This is a genomic window from Devosia sp. P2_G7 (assembly GCF_056403495.1).
In genome coordinates, this window is sequence record NZ_JBFUFI010000009.1 from 107,514 (window position 1) to 121,138 (window position 13,625).

Annotated in this window: 18 protein-coding genes; 10 read left to right on the forward strand and 8 right to left on the reverse strand. The window is 63.6% G+C overall.

Going from position 1 to position 13,625, the window contains the following annotated elements; all coding sequences use genetic code 11:
* The first annotated feature begins 1 nt into the window (after position 1).
* Genes AC1DWU_RS15545 through AC1DWU_RS15555 form a run of 3 tightly spaced genes read left to right on the forward strand, consistent with a single transcriptional unit; the run spans position 2 to position 2,713 of the window.
* Positions 2–934, forward strand: coding sequence for a diacylglycerol/lipid kinase family protein (locus AC1DWU_RS15545; protein ID WP_477150908.1), 933 nt, complete (start codon positions 2–4; stop codon positions 932–934).
* Between the two features lie 3 nt (positions 935–937).
* Positions 938–1,801, forward strand: coding sequence for a metallophosphoesterase family protein (locus tag AC1DWU_RS15550; protein WP_477150909.1), 864 nt, complete (start codon positions 938–940; stop codon positions 1,799–1,801).
* 30 nt (positions 1,802–1,831) lie between these two features.
* Positions 1,832–2,713, forward strand: a complete 882-nt coding sequence (locus AC1DWU_RS15555; protein ID WP_477150910.1) for a DUF72 domain-containing protein — start codon at positions 1,832–1,834, stop codon at positions 2,711–2,713.
* Between the two features lie 72 nt (positions 2,714–2,785).
* Here the strand turns inward: AC1DWU_RS15555 and katE are convergent, their stop codons facing one another.
* The 6 genes from katE to AC1DWU_RS15585 all read right to left on the reverse strand — a co-directional run bounded on the left by katE (position 2,786) and on the right by AC1DWU_RS15585 (position 8,790).
* Complete coding sequence (gene katE / locus AC1DWU_RS15560) at positions 2,786–4,897, reverse strand: catalase (RefSeq protein ID WP_477150911.1); 2,112 nt, start codon at positions 4,895–4,897, stop codon at positions 2,786–2,788.
* A 118-nt stretch (positions 4,898–5,015) separates the two neighbouring features.
* Positions 5,016–5,582 carry a DUF2934 domain-containing protein gene (locus tag AC1DWU_RS15565; protein WP_477150912.1) on the reverse strand — a complete coding sequence of 189 codons (567 nt, stop codon included), beginning with the start codon at positions 5,580–5,582 and terminating at the stop codon, positions 5,016–5,018.
* Between the two features lie 127 nt (positions 5,583–5,709).
* Positions 5,710–6,027, reverse strand: a complete 318-nt coding sequence (locus AC1DWU_RS15570; protein ID WP_477150913.1) for a hypothetical protein — start codon at positions 6,025–6,027, stop codon at positions 5,710–5,712.
* 52 nt (positions 6,028–6,079) lie between these two features.
* A complete protein-coding gene (locus AC1DWU_RS15575) occupies positions 6,080–6,820 on the reverse strand; it encodes a Crp/Fnr family transcriptional regulator (RefSeq protein WP_477150914.1) in 741 nt (246 codons plus the stop codon).
* A 1-nt stretch (position 6,821) separates the two neighbouring features.
* Positions 6,822–7,070, reverse strand: a complete 249-nt coding sequence (locus tag AC1DWU_RS15580) for a DUF6894 family protein (protein ID WP_477150915.1) — start codon at positions 7,068–7,070, stop codon at positions 6,822–6,824.
* A 178-nt stretch (positions 7,071–7,248) separates the two neighbouring features.
* Entirely contained in the window at positions 7,249–8,790 is a 1,542-nt protein-coding gene (locus tag AC1DWU_RS15585) for a PAS domain S-box protein (protein WP_477150916.1), read from the reverse strand.
* Between the two features lie 129 nt (positions 8,791–8,919).
* Here AC1DWU_RS15585 and AC1DWU_RS15590 point away from each other — a divergent pair, with 129 nt between their 5' ends.
* From AC1DWU_RS15590 to AC1DWU_RS15620, 7 genes are all read left to right on the forward strand, one after another.
* Entirely contained in the window at positions 8,920–9,174 is a 255-nt protein-coding gene (locus AC1DWU_RS15590) for a GlsB/YeaQ/YmgE family stress response membrane protein (protein WP_477150917.1), read from the forward strand.
* A 9-nt stretch (positions 9,175–9,183) separates the two neighbouring features.
* Positions 9,184–9,669, forward strand: coding sequence for a YidB family protein (locus tag AC1DWU_RS15595; protein ID WP_477150918.1), 486 nt, complete (start codon positions 9,184–9,186; stop codon positions 9,667–9,669).
* A gap of 163 nt (positions 9,670–9,832) precedes the next feature.
* On the forward strand, positions 9,833–10,324 hold the full coding sequence (locus AC1DWU_RS15600) for an SH3 domain-containing protein (RefSeq protein ID WP_477150919.1): 492 nt from the start codon (positions 9,833–9,835) through the stop codon (positions 10,322–10,324).
* A gap of 673 nt (positions 10,325–10,997) precedes the next feature.
* On the forward strand, positions 10,998–11,321 hold the full coding sequence (locus AC1DWU_RS15605; RefSeq protein ID WP_477150920.1) for an SH3 domain-containing protein: 324 nt from the start codon (positions 10,998–11,000) through the stop codon (positions 11,319–11,321).
* Positions 11,322–11,501: 180 nt separating this feature from the next.
* Entirely contained in the window at positions 11,502–11,684 is a 183-nt protein-coding gene (locus tag AC1DWU_RS15610; RefSeq protein ID WP_477150921.1) for a hypothetical protein, read from the forward strand.
* 317 nt (positions 11,685–12,001) lie between these two features.
* Positions 12,002–12,241 (forward strand): PilZ domain-containing protein, encoded by a 240-nt coding sequence (locus tag AC1DWU_RS15615; RefSeq protein ID WP_477150922.1) that lies wholly within the window; start codon positions 12,002–12,004, stop codon positions 12,239–12,241.
* A 128-nt stretch (positions 12,242–12,369) separates the two neighbouring features.
* Positions 12,370–12,567 (forward strand): hypothetical protein, encoded by a 198-nt coding sequence (locus AC1DWU_RS15620; RefSeq protein ID WP_477150923.1) that lies wholly within the window; start codon positions 12,370–12,372, stop codon positions 12,565–12,567.
* A gap of 64 nt (positions 12,568–12,631) precedes the next feature.
* On the opposite strand, the gene AC1DWU_RS15625 is transcribed toward AC1DWU_RS15620, so the two are convergent.
* Positions 12,632–13,171, reverse strand: coding sequence for an ATP-dependent Clp protease proteolytic subunit (locus AC1DWU_RS15625; protein WP_477150924.1), 540 nt, complete (start codon positions 13,169–13,171; stop codon positions 12,632–12,634).
* A 66-nt stretch (positions 13,172–13,237) separates the two neighbouring features.
* Complete coding sequence (locus AC1DWU_RS15630) at positions 13,238–13,552, reverse strand: hypothetical protein (RefSeq protein WP_477150925.1); 315 nt, start codon at positions 13,550–13,552, stop codon at positions 13,238–13,240.
* Positions 13,553–13,625 lie beyond the last annotated feature (73 nt).

Genomic DNA, 13,625 nt, shown 5'->3' on the forward strand with positions numbered 1-13,625 from the left:
GATGCGCACCAAATACCACGTGCTCCTGAATCCAAACTCTGGCGGCGCGATGCGGCAGGGCATTACTGCCGACCGGCTGCTCGCGCTGTTCGCAGAGCGCGGGGACCCGATCAGCCTCGACGCTGACCCGAACCGATCATTCGAGGATAGGCTGCGCCTCGCTCGAAACAGCACCGCGGACATTCTCCTGGCGGCAGGTGGCGACGGAACCGCGACGGGCATGGCAGGCGTTGCCATCGAGACGGGGCGGCCCCTGGCAGTGCTGCCGTTGGGAACGGCCAATCTGCTGGCCCGGGATTTGTCGATTCCCTCAACCCTCGAGGGTTGGTTCGGCGCCCTTGATGCGATGGTGCCGCGCCGCATGGACGTCGGCGAAATCAACGGCCGCATCTTCCTCCACAAGGTTGTCATCGGCGCCGTGCCCGGCATAGCCGCCGCGCGAGAAAAACTGCGTGGCCGAGAGGACTTCGCCGCAAGGCTCGGCTTCCTTGGTCACCTGATCCGTCGGCTGTCGCGCGTACGCCGCTTCGCCGCTGAAATAGCCACAAGGGACGGCGAGCCGCGTATCGAGCGCGTCCAGTCCATCGCGGTTGCCAACAACGACTACGCCGAGGGGCTGGGCCAGCTGTTTCAGCGCCAACGGCTGGATGGCGGCACCCTCAGCATCTACCTGCTGCGGCACCTCACCGTTCGGGATGCGCTGCGGCTCGCCGTGGAGATGGCTCTGGGGACCTGGCGGAACGACGATGTCCTGACGATCGAAAACGTGCGCGCCGTCGTCGTGCGGACGCGGTGGCTGCGCATACGCGCCATGGTGGACGGTGAGATCGTCGCCCTCTCCGGCCCGCTGAGGTTCCGCGTCCTGCCGCTGGCGCTAACGATCCTGGCGCCCCCGGAACCTGCCGAAGCGGCACCTCCCCTCGAGGCATCCTGAGCCATGCGGATCTGTCATCTCTCCGACTTGCATTTCGGCCACCACGATACGCGGCTCGCCGAAGGGTTGGCCGACGACCTGACCAGCCAGCACCCCGACCTTGTCGTCGTCAGCGGGGACTTTACCCAGGTGGGTTCCGAAGAGGAGTTTCGGGTCGCCAGAGCGTTTCTCGATACCCTGAGCACACCCGTATTTGCCGTCCCCGGCAACCACGATGTCCCGGCGCGCAACCTCGTCCGCCGCTTCCTCGATCCATATGGTCTCTATCGAAAGTACATCGCGAATGACCTCGAACCCTTCACCGAGATAGGAGGCGTGGCGATCGCCGGGATCAAGACCTCGAGGCGCCTCAGGGCCGGGTTGAACTGGGCGCACGGATCGATAAACCGCGACCAGCTGGACGAGCTGGAGCGGCAGTTCGAAGGTGCATCACCCGGCGCGCTTCGGATCGTCGTCGCGCATCACCCGCTGATGCAGCCGGAAACGGTCGCCGAAAAGCCCATGAGGTTGGTCAAGCGCGCCGACCTAGCCCTCGAAACCTTCACCCGGCTCGGCATCCGCCTGGTGCTGTCGGGGCACTTTCATCTGTCTTACGTGCGCAAGCACGAGCACCCGGGATCGATCGCCCAAGGCGCACCCTCGGGACTCCGGCGCGCCGCGCTGGCCCCGATTCTCGTGGCTCAGGCGTCATCCACGATTTCAACCCGCCTTCGCGGCGAGCCCAACGGCTACAACCTCATCGACATCGAGCAGGGCCGCATAACCGTGACAGTGCGCGACTGGAGCACCTCCGGCTGGGTGACGAGAGAAACCGCCTCTGCCTCGTCAGAAGCAATGCCGTCTGAAGGTCAGGTCGGCCCTTCTTGAACCATCCGCGTCCAGGCTGGTTCTGACGATATGGCCGAAACGCAAACCCTGACCGTTGAGGAGCGCCGAGCGAAAAAGGCCGAACGGCGCGTCAAGCAACGCGAGATCACACTCCTGCGGGCTAGCAAGATGCACAACGCTCGCTTGCTCGCCGAAACCGCCGGCATCGTTCGGCAGCCGTCAACACCGCCCGCACTGAATATCGGATGTTCAGGCTGGTTTTACTGGCACCTGCGGGGTCACTTTTATCCAACCCAGCTGCCGACCAGCAACTGGTTCTCGCACTATGCCGACCATTTCAGCACCGTTGAGCTGAACGCGCCGTTTTATTCATGGCCGACGCTGGCGACTGTGCAGTCATGGCGTAGACAGGCCGAAGGCCGGGAAATGACCTACACCGTCAAGGCGTCGGAACTCATAACCCACATCAAGAAGTTCGAGGGCACGGCGACGCTGGTACGCGACTTCGGTCATATCGCTGATCTCTTAGGGCCGCTAATGGGCTGTTTCCTGTTTCAGCTGCCGCCCAGTTACCACTACTCGCCTGCTCGGCTGCAGAACATCCTGGCGCAGCTGGATCCCGCCCGCCGTAACGTTGTCGAGTTTCGCCATCCGAGCTGGTGGAGTGACGAGGTCTATGTGGCGTTCCGCGACGCCGGCGCCATCTTCTGTTCCTGCAGCGGGCCCCGTCTGCCGGATCCCGTGATCAAGACGGCGGACGATATCTACGTCCGCTTTCACGGCGTAGAGCGATGGTACCGGCACGACTACAGCCACGAGGAACTGACCGACTGGGCTCATCGGATTCGCGCGGTCGCAGCCAAGCGCGTGTGGATCTACTTCAACAATGACTTCGACGGCTATGCGATCAAGAACGCGATGATGCTGGCCGAAATCCTGTCGGCGACTTAGCCGCGGACGCCATCAGTCGGTTTATGGCGGAGCCGAGCGACATTATTGTCCCCAGCTCCGCCATTCCCGCGTTCAGGCTCCGTCCGGGCGGTCCCAGAAGCGGAGGTCGGCGCAGCGCTTCAGGAAGGCCTTGGCGTCGGCGGCGGATTCGAGGATGATGAAGCCGTCGTCGAGATCCTCCGGCAGCCCAACCTTGGCGAACAGCTTGGTGGCCGCGACGGTGAAGCCCACGAACTTGTAGTGGGCGTAGGCGTCGGAAACGAAATCCCGGGCGGGCGGAAGTTTGAGGAGGCCAAGCGCACCTTCGTCCGCGATCAGCAGGGCAACCGCGTCGAACACCACCGACGGCGCGCCGTCGATCTTGTGGTTGGCGCGGATCGTCGTGCCATCATTCGCCACCACGCCGCCGACGCTGGGCGCAATCAGCTCGACGGTCACGCCCTGCGCCGCCGCAGCGTTGCGCAACTCGCCGAGCAGCACCGCGTCGACGCCGTCCGTCATCAGCACGCCCAGCTTGCGTCCCTTGAACGAGGCCGGTCCGCGCTTGAGAATGCTCAGCGCGTCAGACGGCGCCAGGTCGGTACGAGGGGTGACCGCGGCATCGGCCGGGGCCGGCAACTGGGCCACCCCAAGTCCCTCCGCCACCGCATCCGCCAGCTCGTCGTGGATGTTCTGCAGGTGGCCGAGCATACGCTCCCGGATCCTCGGGACTTCGCATTTCGATAGTTCGAACACCAGTGCGTCGGCGATGTGGCGCTGTTCGATCAGGGTTTGGCTGTCGAAGAACTGCCGGGCTTGGCTGTAGTGGTCGGCAAAGCTCTCCGGACGTTGCCGGAGCTTCGGCCCTTCAGGCTCCTGCACCAGGGTGGCGAACCCGCGCTCTTGCGATTCCCGCGGCCCGCCGATTTCCGGCCCCCACGAGTTGGGCTCATAGTTCGCCCGGCCCCGCGGGTTGTGGAAAGCCATGTGGCCGTCCTGCTGGAAATGGTGGAACGGGCATTTTGGCGCGTTAATCGGCAGGTGGGTGAAGTTCGGACCGCCCAGCCGCTTCAGCTGCGTATCGAGGTAGGAGAAGTTGCGCCCCTGCAGCAGCGGGTCGTTCGAGAACTCGATGCCCGGGACGATGTTCTGCGTCATGAACGCGACCTGTTCGGTCTCGGCAAAGAAGTTCTCGGGCATCCGGTCGAGCACCAGGCGCCCGACTGGCACGGCTGGCACCTGCTCTTCCGGGATGATCTTGGTGGGGTCGAGCACGTCGAAGTCGAAGGCCTCGGCAAACGCCTCGTCGAACGTCTGGAGACAGAGCTCCCACTCCGGGAAATCGCCCGCCTGGATGGCGTTCCACAGGTCGCGGCGGTGAAAGTCCGGGTCGGCGCCGTTGATCTTGACTGCTTCGTTCCACACCACCGACTGCAATCCCAGCTTTGGCTTCCAGTGGAACTTCACAAACGTGGATTTCCCCGCCGCGTTCACCAGCCGGAAGGTGTGGACGCCGAAACCCTCCATGAAGCGGAAGGATCGAGGGATGGCGCGATCCGACATGACCCACATGATCATGTGCATCGCTTCGGGGGTCAGCGAGATGAAGTCCCAGAAGTTGTCGTGGGCGCTTTGCGCCTGGGGGAAATCCTTGTCCGGTTCCTGCTTCACCGAGTGGACCACGTCGGGAAATTTCATCGCATCCTGGATGAAGAACACCGGGATGTTGTTGCCCACGAGATCCCAGTTGCCCTCTTGCGTGTAGAGCTTGACCGCGAAACCGCGAACGTCGCGCGCCAAGTCGAACGATCCCTTATTGCCGGCGACGGTCGAGAAGCGGACGAAGACGGGCGTCTTCTCGCCTTTGCGCTGGAACAGGTCGGCCTTGGTCAGCTCGGGGATCGGCTTGAGCGTCTCGAAATATCCGTGGGCGCCATAGCCGCGGGCATGCACGACGCGCTCGGGAATGCGCTCGTGATCGAAGTGGAAGATCTTCTCGCGGAAGTGGAAGTCCTCGAGCAGGGCCGGCCCACGTGCGCCCTGGCGCAACGTGTTCTGGTCATCGGAGACGGGCGTACCCTGCTGGGTGGTGAGCGTCTCGTAGCCTTCTTCGGCGGTCTGATGGGTCTCTCCCCCGGAGCCGCGCGCGACCCGCTGATCTCCGTATTTCGCTTGCTCAGATTTGCCGGCCGCTTTCCGTGTCATTTGTAGCTCCCTTGGTGAGATCGCCAAGGAGGAAGCTCGCTACGGAAGGAACGTTCCAAACGTCGCCGAGCAGGAGCGGCACGGTCCGATGCCGGCTGCTCCGGCTCCCTTGCGCGGGCTAGCGCTTCTGGTTGAACCCGCCGCTGGTGTTCTCTTCCGGGTCCTTGTTGAACGGGCGCTGCAGCCCGATCTGCCGGCTTGTCTCGACCGCCCGGTCGACGATCTCGGGGTCGGGTTCCGCAATCGAGGAGTCGAAGCCCTGGTCCAGGGCTTGTTGCCCCATCCAGGCCTCCCGGGCGCGATGCCAGTATTCCTCGTCGCGTCCCTCGGGACGGCCATCATACTCCCAGAGATAATACGCGGTATCGCGGATCGACTGCTCGATCGACGGATCAACGATCAGGGAAATCGGCTCATGGTCGTGCGCCGCTCTGTCCTGCAGCTGCTGGATGCCAGCGGCTTCGGAGTTCGGCAGTTCCAGCTCGAGACGTTCGAGGGCCTCGCCGACGCGCTGCGCGATCATCGGGCTGAATTCGTGGTCCGGCCACGTGTTCTCGTAGTCGCGCAGCTCGTCAACGGTAATCCCGGCTGCCAAGGCGAACTGCTCCGGATCGAGTCCGAGCGAGAGGCGCCGGTTGTGATCACCCTTGGGCTGGCGCTGGGCGGGGTCGATGGGAAAGGTCATTTCTCGTGGCTCCTTCATGGGGCTCCCAAGACAATCTGCGGCGCCCCGAAAAGTTGCCGCCATAGGCGAAACTGCCGCTCGGCCACAGCGAATCCCAGTCGAGGTGGGACCGGCCGAGGCATCGAGACTAGAAATCGAGCGTCCTCAACAGCCGCCGAAACGCCGCGTCCACGTCCGCGATGCGGGCATGGGCAGGCTCCGCAGCGATGGCCTCGCTAAACCGAACGAACTCGGTCTGCACCTCGGCGATCACCTCTATCCGCCGACCGCGCAGCGTATCCCGCTCTTTGTCGGTGGTAAGGCGGGAGGCTTCCCTGGCCGCCGAACTGGCCGCGTACAGGTTCCATTGCTGCAGTTTGGGAAGAAATGGCGCCACCAGCGCGCTTGCCCGTCGGTGGGCGACAACGTCTGGATTTGGACTTCGTTCACGGCTGCTGTCGGTCATCCGCCCAAGCTAGACAGCGGGCGGTCGTCGCGCATTTCACTAAGTTAATGAGCTAGCGACGGTGCTTTTCCAGGTGGAGGTAGGTTGGATCGAACTGCCCCAGTTCCTGCAGCAACGGCCAGTCGTTGATCTTCACCACGCCGTCCTGCCACTCGATCGTTCCCGTACGCCTGAGGCGCTGGAGCGTCCGATTGGTGTGAACGATCGAGAGACCGAGGGCGTCGCCGAACTGCGTCTGGGTCAGCGGAAATGGGTACCGGTTGCCCGTGGCGAGCCCTGCCGTCTGCGCCCGGACGAACTGCTCGCAAAACAGATGCGCCATCTGCTCGTCCGCGGTCAGCCGGCCCTTCGTGACCATCCACTGTCGATGGATCGAGCCATCGAGCAGCGTCAGCAGCCACAGCACTCGGGTCAGGTGAGGAAATCGCTCGGTGATCTTGAGGAGGCCCGCATGCGGAAAGCTCACGACGCGGCACGGGGTGATCGCCGTGACCGAGTGGTCCATCAGCTGCAACGGGAAAGAGTGGAGGTCGACAAAATCTCCGGCAACGTGGAGCCCCGTGATCTGCCGCCCGCCATCCTCGACGGTGGAATACCGGCCGGTCATCCCCTTCACCACCAGGGTGCTGTTGAAAGGCCGATCCCCCTGGCTAACGATATCCTCGCCAGCGGCGAACGATTGGGCGTCGCCTGCCGATGCCAGGACGATCGCCCGCTCTTCATCCGACAGGTCGTCCCGCACAGAAACCATGGCAAAGAACGGATCGAACTCCTCGAGTGCCGGCTTGGCCATGCTAGCTGCCGTCCTTCTCGCGAAGGTCCTCGAGTTCATAGTCGAGCGTGACGTCGAACTGTGGGCTATCGGCGTCGCGCACATGGATCGAGAGCCGCCGCTCGTCGCCGTCCCGAGGCAGATAGTCACGCGCCATCTCGGTCAGTGCGATGGTGGCCTGCAGCCGGGCGGCGTTTGCATCCGGCAACTCCACGCCGATGTCATCGCGCGTCAACTCGGCGCCGTCTCGGATGTCGAAATAGAACTTCATGTCCCGCCCTGCCGCTGCTGGAGATCTACCGGAGGGCAGATCATTGCGTGCGCGTCGAACGCACACCCTGGCTTGCAACGAGTCTCCCGAACATGTGTTCCATCGCGCCGGCATTGACCCGGTCAGGCTCTATCCCGTTGAGCCGCCGATCCTTCTGCCCGATCTCGAGGCCGGACGGTTAGTGCACCGGCTCAACCATCGTCTCCGCGATGGCCGTTTCCAGCTCATCGAGTCCGAACGGCTTGGACACCGTGGTCACCGCCACATCCGTCTTCGGCAAACTGGCATAGCCCGTCGTGACGATCGTCGGCATCAAGTGCCCCTTTAGACGCATGGCGTCCATCATCTGCAGCCCGGTCATGTGCGGCATGCCCTGGTCGGAGACGACCAGGTCGAACCGGTTACCCTCGATGAGTTCCAGAGCCTCTCGTGCGGATCCGGCGCTGGTGACCTGGTGACCAAGATCTTCGAGCATGGCCACGGTGTTGATCAGCACTAGCGGGTCATCATCCACCGCCAATATGCTGAGCGCGCGCCCGCCATGTGGCGCCTTTGCTTCTGCTTCCACCATCACCTCGCTTTGACCCTCGGCCAGGGGCAGCCAGATCTCCGCCCGGGTTCCCTGTCCCTTTTTGCTCTCCAGGTGCAGGCGACCGCCCGACTGCATGGCGAGGCCGTGGACCATCGCCAGGCCCAGGCCGGTCCCCTGTCCCACTTCCTTCGTCGTGAAGAACGGTTCGGTAGCACGTGAAAGGGTGACCTCATCCATGCCTTCGCCATCATCCTCGACGGCCAGCACCAGATAGTGGCCGGGACGCGGTTCCGACCCCGGAGATGCTTTTCGCACTGCGGTGGAGAGGGTAATGGATCCCCCATTGGGCATCGCGTCCCGCGCGTTGAGCGCCAGGTTGAGGATGGCGTTTTCCAGCTGGGCAGGATCCGAGCGTGCCTTGGGGGCGTTGGCCGGCAGCCGCAGGCCGACGAGTATGGACGGGCCCAGCGAGCGCTCCAGCATGTCGCGCATGCCCAGCACCAGCGCGCCGATGTCGATCGCAACCATCGTCAGCTCCTGGCGCCGCGCAAATGCCAGCATCCGCTGCGTGAGCGCCGTTCCGCGCCTCGCGCCCTTCAAGGCGTTCTCGATAAATGGCAGATGAGGGTTGTCGGCCGGCAGCCGTCTCATCACGGTTTCGAGGCTGCCTTGCACCGCCATCAGCAGGTTATTGAAATCGTGGGCGATCCCGCCCGTCAGCTGCCCGATCGCCTCCATCTTTTGCGCCTGGAAGAGCGCTTCACGGGCCGCTTCCAGCTCCGCTTGCGTGTTGCGCCGCTCAGTGAGGTCGCGCGTTATCTTGGCGAAGCCGACAATCTGGCCGCTCGGATCCATGATCCGGTCAATAACGACGTGGGCCCAGAAGCGCGTTCCGTCCTTTCGGAGCCGCCATCCCTCCTGCTCGATACGGCCTTCTTCACGCGCGCGTCTGAGGTTCTGCGCCGGCAGGCCGTTCTGCCTGTCCTCATCGACGTAAAACACCTCGAAGTTTGTGCCGATGATTTCGTCCGCGGTGTACCCTTTGAATCGTTGGGCGCCGGCATTCCAGTTGGCGACCCGGCCGGTCGGATCGAGCATGTAGATGGCGTAGTCGGTAATGGCCTCTACCAGTAGGCGGTAGCGCCCATCGATCGAAAGTGAATCGGCATAGTTCTCGGATTTCGTCACTTCGGTCCTATCTGACAGCCTCATCCAACGCCGCTGGGGGCAGGAGGTTCCGGCAGGCGAGAGCGGCGGAGCAACGGAACCCTTTGACCCCCTGCTGGTTGGTTTGCGATCAACCACAGGGAGTGAAGCATGGGTATCCTTTGGACAATCCTCATCGGGTTCGTCGCAGGCGTTATCGCCAAGTTCGTCGTGCCCGGATCTGGAGGCCCGTCAGGCTTCGTCTTGACGACGATCCTCGGGATCGTTGGAGCCTTCGTCGCGACCTTTCTTGGCCAGGCGCTGGGCTGGTACTCGGCAGGCGAAGGCGCTGGCCTCATCGGCGCTGTTGTCGGCGCCGTCATCGTACTTTTCGTCTGGGGCGCGGTCGCGCGCCGCCGGGCATAGGAGGACCTCATGGCAAACCGCATGCCTTCAATGCTGGCGCTGCTCGGCCTGCTGGCCGTCGCTGGCTACCAGAATCGCGACAAGATAGGCGAAGCACTCAAGGGGCTGCAGAAGCCCGGCACCGATCCGAATGCGCAAGGCAGCCTGGGCGGCATGCTCGGCGGTCTTGGCGACCTGCTCGGCGGCGGCAATGGATCGGGCAACGTGCTGACAGGTGGCCTCGGTGATCTTCTTGACCGCTTCAAGTCCTCCGGCCAGTCCGAAACGGCCGACTCCTGGGTGAACCCCAATGTCCCCACCCGCGGCCTTGGCCCCGACGAGGTGGCACAGGCCATCGGCGACGAGAACCTGTCCGAACTCACGAAGCGCACCGGCCTCTCCCGTGACGAGCTGCTTCAGCGGCTGGCGACGGCGATACCGGAAACTGTCGACAAGATGACCCCGGACGGTCAGATGCCCACCGAAGACCAGGCCCGCGGCTACTTCCAGATCTGACACGAAACGGGCGGACCGCAAGGCGGTCCGCTCCTACTGGCGGCGCGGCGTTCCCATCACAGTCCTCTTATTCCTCCGACCTCACAGGGTTCCGGAACCTTTTGTTCCGATCGGGATTTTAGTTCTCCACAATGCGGTGGCCTGAGCGACAACGGAGCTGAAAATGGCCCGAACGATCGCCGCATTCTTTGTGCTGTGTGCCGCCTTCCTCATGTCCGCCGCGCTAACCGTGAGTTCCCTGACGTTCACGGCCGGCACGGTAGCGCAGATGGCGAGCCTCACGCCCGTCAGGGCCAACATCCGACCCAGCTACGTGGCTTCGACCGTCGTCACCTCGGCGGACGATCTTAACGTCGCCAAGTCCGTCCCGGCCGTGCCGGTATCCATGACCACCGAACCGCCTCCGGGCAGCGCGCCCGCATTCATCGTCGCCGTCGACTCGCTCCGCGTTCGGTCGGGCCCAGCCAAGGACAGCCCGCAGGTGTTTGGTCTGCAAAGCGGCGCCACGGTGACCGTCTCCGGCACCGAACGCGGCTGGATGCTGATCACCGCCGAAGACGGCCGAACCGGCTGGGTCTACGGAAAGTTCCTGCGCCCTGCTGCTTCCGGTCAGCACCTTGCTGACCCCGGACAGCTGCAAGCGCAGCTTCAGTAACGGGCCTGTTGAGAGGTCCGCATGATGCCCAGCTCCGCCGCAACTTAGGGCATCAGGCTGCGGGCGCCCTCAACCAGGGCGCCCGCCGTTATTTGTATCCCGCGGATGCCGCGAGCAGGGCCGGCAGGCACCCTTCCCAGACGAACGCCCTCTGACGCCTGTAGATCGCCTCTCCGTAGCCTCGTTATTCTTGTCCCCAAAGACGATCAAACCCCCGTTGGTTGAGCAATGGGGGTTTGACCATCAGTGTGGACCCCGCTGTGCGGGGTGTTCGACACAAGCGGCGGCATGTATCGGACAGTAAACTAACTCGAATACTTGTGACCGGTTCCGCATTTTCTTTGAGATGTCATAGCGACTTAGGTCGCCATGCCAAGTGGGCCTGAAGTCTGGGGTCAGGAACCAGGCGCCCTCAGCGAGCTTGTTTCTCCAGGAGCGGCGGCCGCGAGTTCCCTCTCGGTGCCCCACACGGCGGTCGCCGCTCTCCCAAGGATCTGGACACAAGGATCTGACACAAAGAATGCGTCGACCAATTGTTTCTATCGCTCTGTTCTGTGGCGCGGCGCTCCTTGCGGGAGCGCTTACTGTATCCGGCCTCAGCTTTACCGCGGATACGGTTGCCAGGGTTGCCTCGATAGCTCCGGTCAAGACCTCCAACCTGAAGCCCAGCTACGTGGCCTATCTGCCGACGGCGAAGGCCGACGACTTGAACATCGCGAAATCGGTGCCGGTGACGATCAAAGCCCCCAACCCGCCAGGTTCAATGGCTTCGTCGCCGGCATCGACCTTTTCCCATTCCGTCGCCGTGGAGTCGCTCCGCGTCCGTGAAGCGCCGGTCAAGACCAGCCGGCAAGTCTTTCTGCTCGGCGGCGGCACCAGGGTGACGGTCGGCAGGACCGAACGCGGCTGGGTGATGATCACTGCCGAGGATGGCCGCGCGGGCTGGGTCTACGGCAAGTTTCTCAGTCCCCTGGGTCAGATGGCGCAAGTCCACTAGTGGGCTCGCAAGTCGAACCCCTCGGGGCCCGGGGTAGCCGGCCGCCGACGTCGATACCTCTCGGCGTCGTTCGGCATGCGCGCGTACAAGTCGACTATCACACTGAAATCACAGCAGTTTTCGGAACGAGCACGACCCCTGGACGTTGTCTGGACAGGTCCACATGTATGGAGAAATCAAATGGCCGATCGTGAAACCATTGTTACTTCGGGTGGCGGAGCGGTGGGTGTCGTCGCTGGCATCCTGCTCGTCATCGTCATCGCTATCGGACTGTTTCTCTACTTCAACGGCAGCTTCGGCTCGAAGACGGTAGATATCGATGTTCCGGCCGTGACCGTCGACGTCAAACCTGATGGCCAGTGACGCCATCTGAATAACCCGATGCAGATGGTCGGCTGGCAGTCCACTGCCGCCGGCCATTCCCCACCAACCCGGAGCCCGAACCATGCTGAGATCCCTCGCGCTGATCACCCTCTATGCCTTCTCGATCTCGATGCTGGTGGTTGCCTATAGTGTCGGCTTGGGCCCTGAGCTCGGTGGCTAAGTGCTGAACCGACCAGGCCCCGATTGGACCCAGGATGGTCCATCGGCCGGCCACGCGCATCCAGCATACCAGCCCTGCCGGAACCACTCGCCAGCGGCCCAAGTTAGATCGCCTTGACGCTTCTCACGGAGATTGCATGCCGGACATCTGGAACTCGCCGCGACAGCGGATACTGCAGGGCTTGATCCAGATGGGCGATGGGGTGGCGACCTGCGCCATCCACAATGCCTCGCGGACTGGGGCTCTTCTGCACATCTCGCCCAACTCGCAGCCACCCTCGAGCTTCGACCTAGTCGTGCCCAACGGCGGCAATGTCCGGTGCTCCGTGGTTCGCCGCTCCCGGGGCGCGATCACCGTTCGCTTTCATCACGGTTGACCGCCCTTCAGCCGTGCCTCCAGCAGACCCGACGCGTCGGGTTCGGAATTTCGCATTTTCGCGGAACAATCGCTGTCAGCCGAAGTTCTATGTCTGCCGCAGCGTCCGGCATCAATTGGAGGAGTACCATGCCCAATCAGAACAAGGATGCGAACCGCAACAAGCAGTCCGGCCAGGCCGGACGGCAGGGCGGCAAGGGTGGTCAGCAGTCCGGCGGTGCCGATCAGGGCCGCCAGCAGGGCGACCAGAACCGCCAGGGCCAGCGGCAGATGGATGACGACATGAAGCGCGATTCCAGCAACCGCCCCAACCCCGACAAGCACTGAAACGACCGGCTCGGCCGGTGGGAAACCACCGGCCGCACGAGTGCAGACAATGAGTGCGACCCCCTTAGATCTGAACGATCTGCTGCCCGCCTGGCAGCGTAAACTCGCGCACCGCCTGGACCAGCCCGAACTCGAGAGCCTGCGCGGGCGAGATGTGGATCTCGCTGTGGCGTCGCGCGGCGAGCACCTCCTCGGGGATGGTGGAGCGCTGACGCAGGATATTGTCCGTGCGATCATCGTCCGCCAGTGCCGCATCCAGCGTTGATTGCAGCCGGCGCGCGGTCATCTCGGCACCCCCCATCGTCGTCGGGTGGATCATGAACATCGCGTGGCTCGAGCAGTATCGCTCGCCTGCCGCGAGGAACACCGACACCGCGATCGAACTGACGCTCCCGGTATTGTAGACCACCAGGTGCAGCGGCAGCGCCCGGATGTGGTTGAACAGGTAGATGCCATCCGCGACATAGCCGCCGTTGGACGAGAAGGCGAGGTGAACGGTCCCCACCTCGGCATTGGCGGCCGAGTTCAAGGCGGCCGCGATGCGCCCGACCCCGCTCGGCTCGATCAACCCGGTGAAGCCAAAATAGGCGACGGAATCCGACATTTCCCCTCCAGCGAAGTGACCGTTCGAGTTCCGCGCCTCAGGCCAGCCTGTTTCGTGATGTTCTGCTCAATCGACGTGGACGACGAAGTTGTCGGGAAAGCTGAATTCACCGCGCAGCACCCGAGCCGGCCCGGTGTCCTCGAAACCCGTGCCGGACGTCTCGTGCACGGAATAGAGCTTCTCGTCGCGGAAGGCGCTGGCGATGACCTGCGTGATCGACAGCGGTACGCGGCCGACCAGTTGGCTGGCCTCCTCGAGCGCAGCAATCGCGCGGGCCTCGCCCGAGGAATGGGCGAGAACCACGACCTCGCCCTGGTTCAGGGCGCGGTCCCAGCCCGGATCGTCGGGGGCGGCCGCGGGCACCAGACGATAGATGGTCATCGCACTCTCCTGGGATCGGGCAGTTGCAGGTTAACTCCCGGGAGGAAACGCCGGTTCCGCAGCTTTGCCGCGC

Bases quoted from the DNA above. Each gene is read 5' to 3' on its own strand.
- AC1DWU_RS15545 (WP_477150908.1), top strand. From the start codon at position 2: ATGCGCACCAAATACCACGTGCTCCTGAATCCAAACTCTGGCGGCGCG.
- AC1DWU_RS15550 (WP_477150909.1), top strand. From the start codon at position 938: ATGCGGATCTGTCATCTCTCCGACTTGCATTTCGGCCACCACGATACG.
- AC1DWU_RS15555 (WP_477150910.1), top strand. From the start codon at position 1,832: ATGGCCGAAACGCAAACCCTGACCGTTGAGGAGCGCCGAGCGAAAAAG.
- katE (WP_477150911.1), bottom strand. From the start codon at position 4,897: ATGACACGGAAAGCGGCCGGCAAATCTGAGCAAGCGAAATACGGAGAT.
- AC1DWU_RS15565 (WP_477150912.1), bottom strand. From the start codon at position 5,582: ATGACCTTTCCCATCGACCCCGCCCAGCGCCAGCCCAAGGGTGATCAC.
- AC1DWU_RS15570 (WP_477150913.1), bottom strand. From the start codon at position 6,027: ATGACCGACAGCAGCCGTGAACGAAGTCCAAATCCAGACGTTGTCGCC.
- AC1DWU_RS15575 (WP_477150914.1), bottom strand. From the start codon at position 6,820: ATGGCCAAGCCGGCACTCGAGGAGTTCGATCCGTTCTTTGCCATGGTT.
- AC1DWU_RS15580 (WP_477150915.1), bottom strand. From the start codon at position 7,070: ATGAAGTTCTATTTCGACATCCGAGACGGCGCCGAGTTGACGCGCGAT.
- AC1DWU_RS15590 (WP_477150917.1), top strand. From the start codon at position 8,920: ATGGGTATCCTTTGGACAATCCTCATCGGGTTCGTCGCAGGCGTTATC.
- AC1DWU_RS15595 (WP_477150918.1), top strand. From the start codon at position 9,184: ATGGCAAACCGCATGCCTTCAATGCTGGCGCTGCTCGGCCTGCTGGCC.
- AC1DWU_RS15600 (WP_477150919.1), top strand. From the start codon at position 9,833: ATGGCCCGAACGATCGCCGCATTCTTTGTGCTGTGTGCCGCCTTCCTC.
- AC1DWU_RS15610 (WP_477150921.1), top strand. From the start codon at position 11,502: ATGGCCGATCGTGAAACCATTGTTACTTCGGGTGGCGGAGCGGTGGGT.
- AC1DWU_RS15615 (WP_477150922.1), top strand. From the start codon at position 12,002: ATGCCGGACATCTGGAACTCGCCGCGACAGCGGATACTGCAGGGCTTG.
- AC1DWU_RS15620 (WP_477150923.1), top strand. From the start codon at position 12,370: ATGCCCAATCAGAACAAGGATGCGAACCGCAACAAGCAGTCCGGCCAG.
- AC1DWU_RS15625 (WP_477150924.1), bottom strand. From the start codon at position 13,171: ATGTCGGATTCCGTCGCCTATTTTGGCTTCACCGGGTTGATCGAGCCG.
- AC1DWU_RS15630 (WP_477150925.1), bottom strand. From the start codon at position 13,552: ATGACCATCTATCGTCTGGTGCCCGCGGCCGCCCCCGACGATCCGGGC.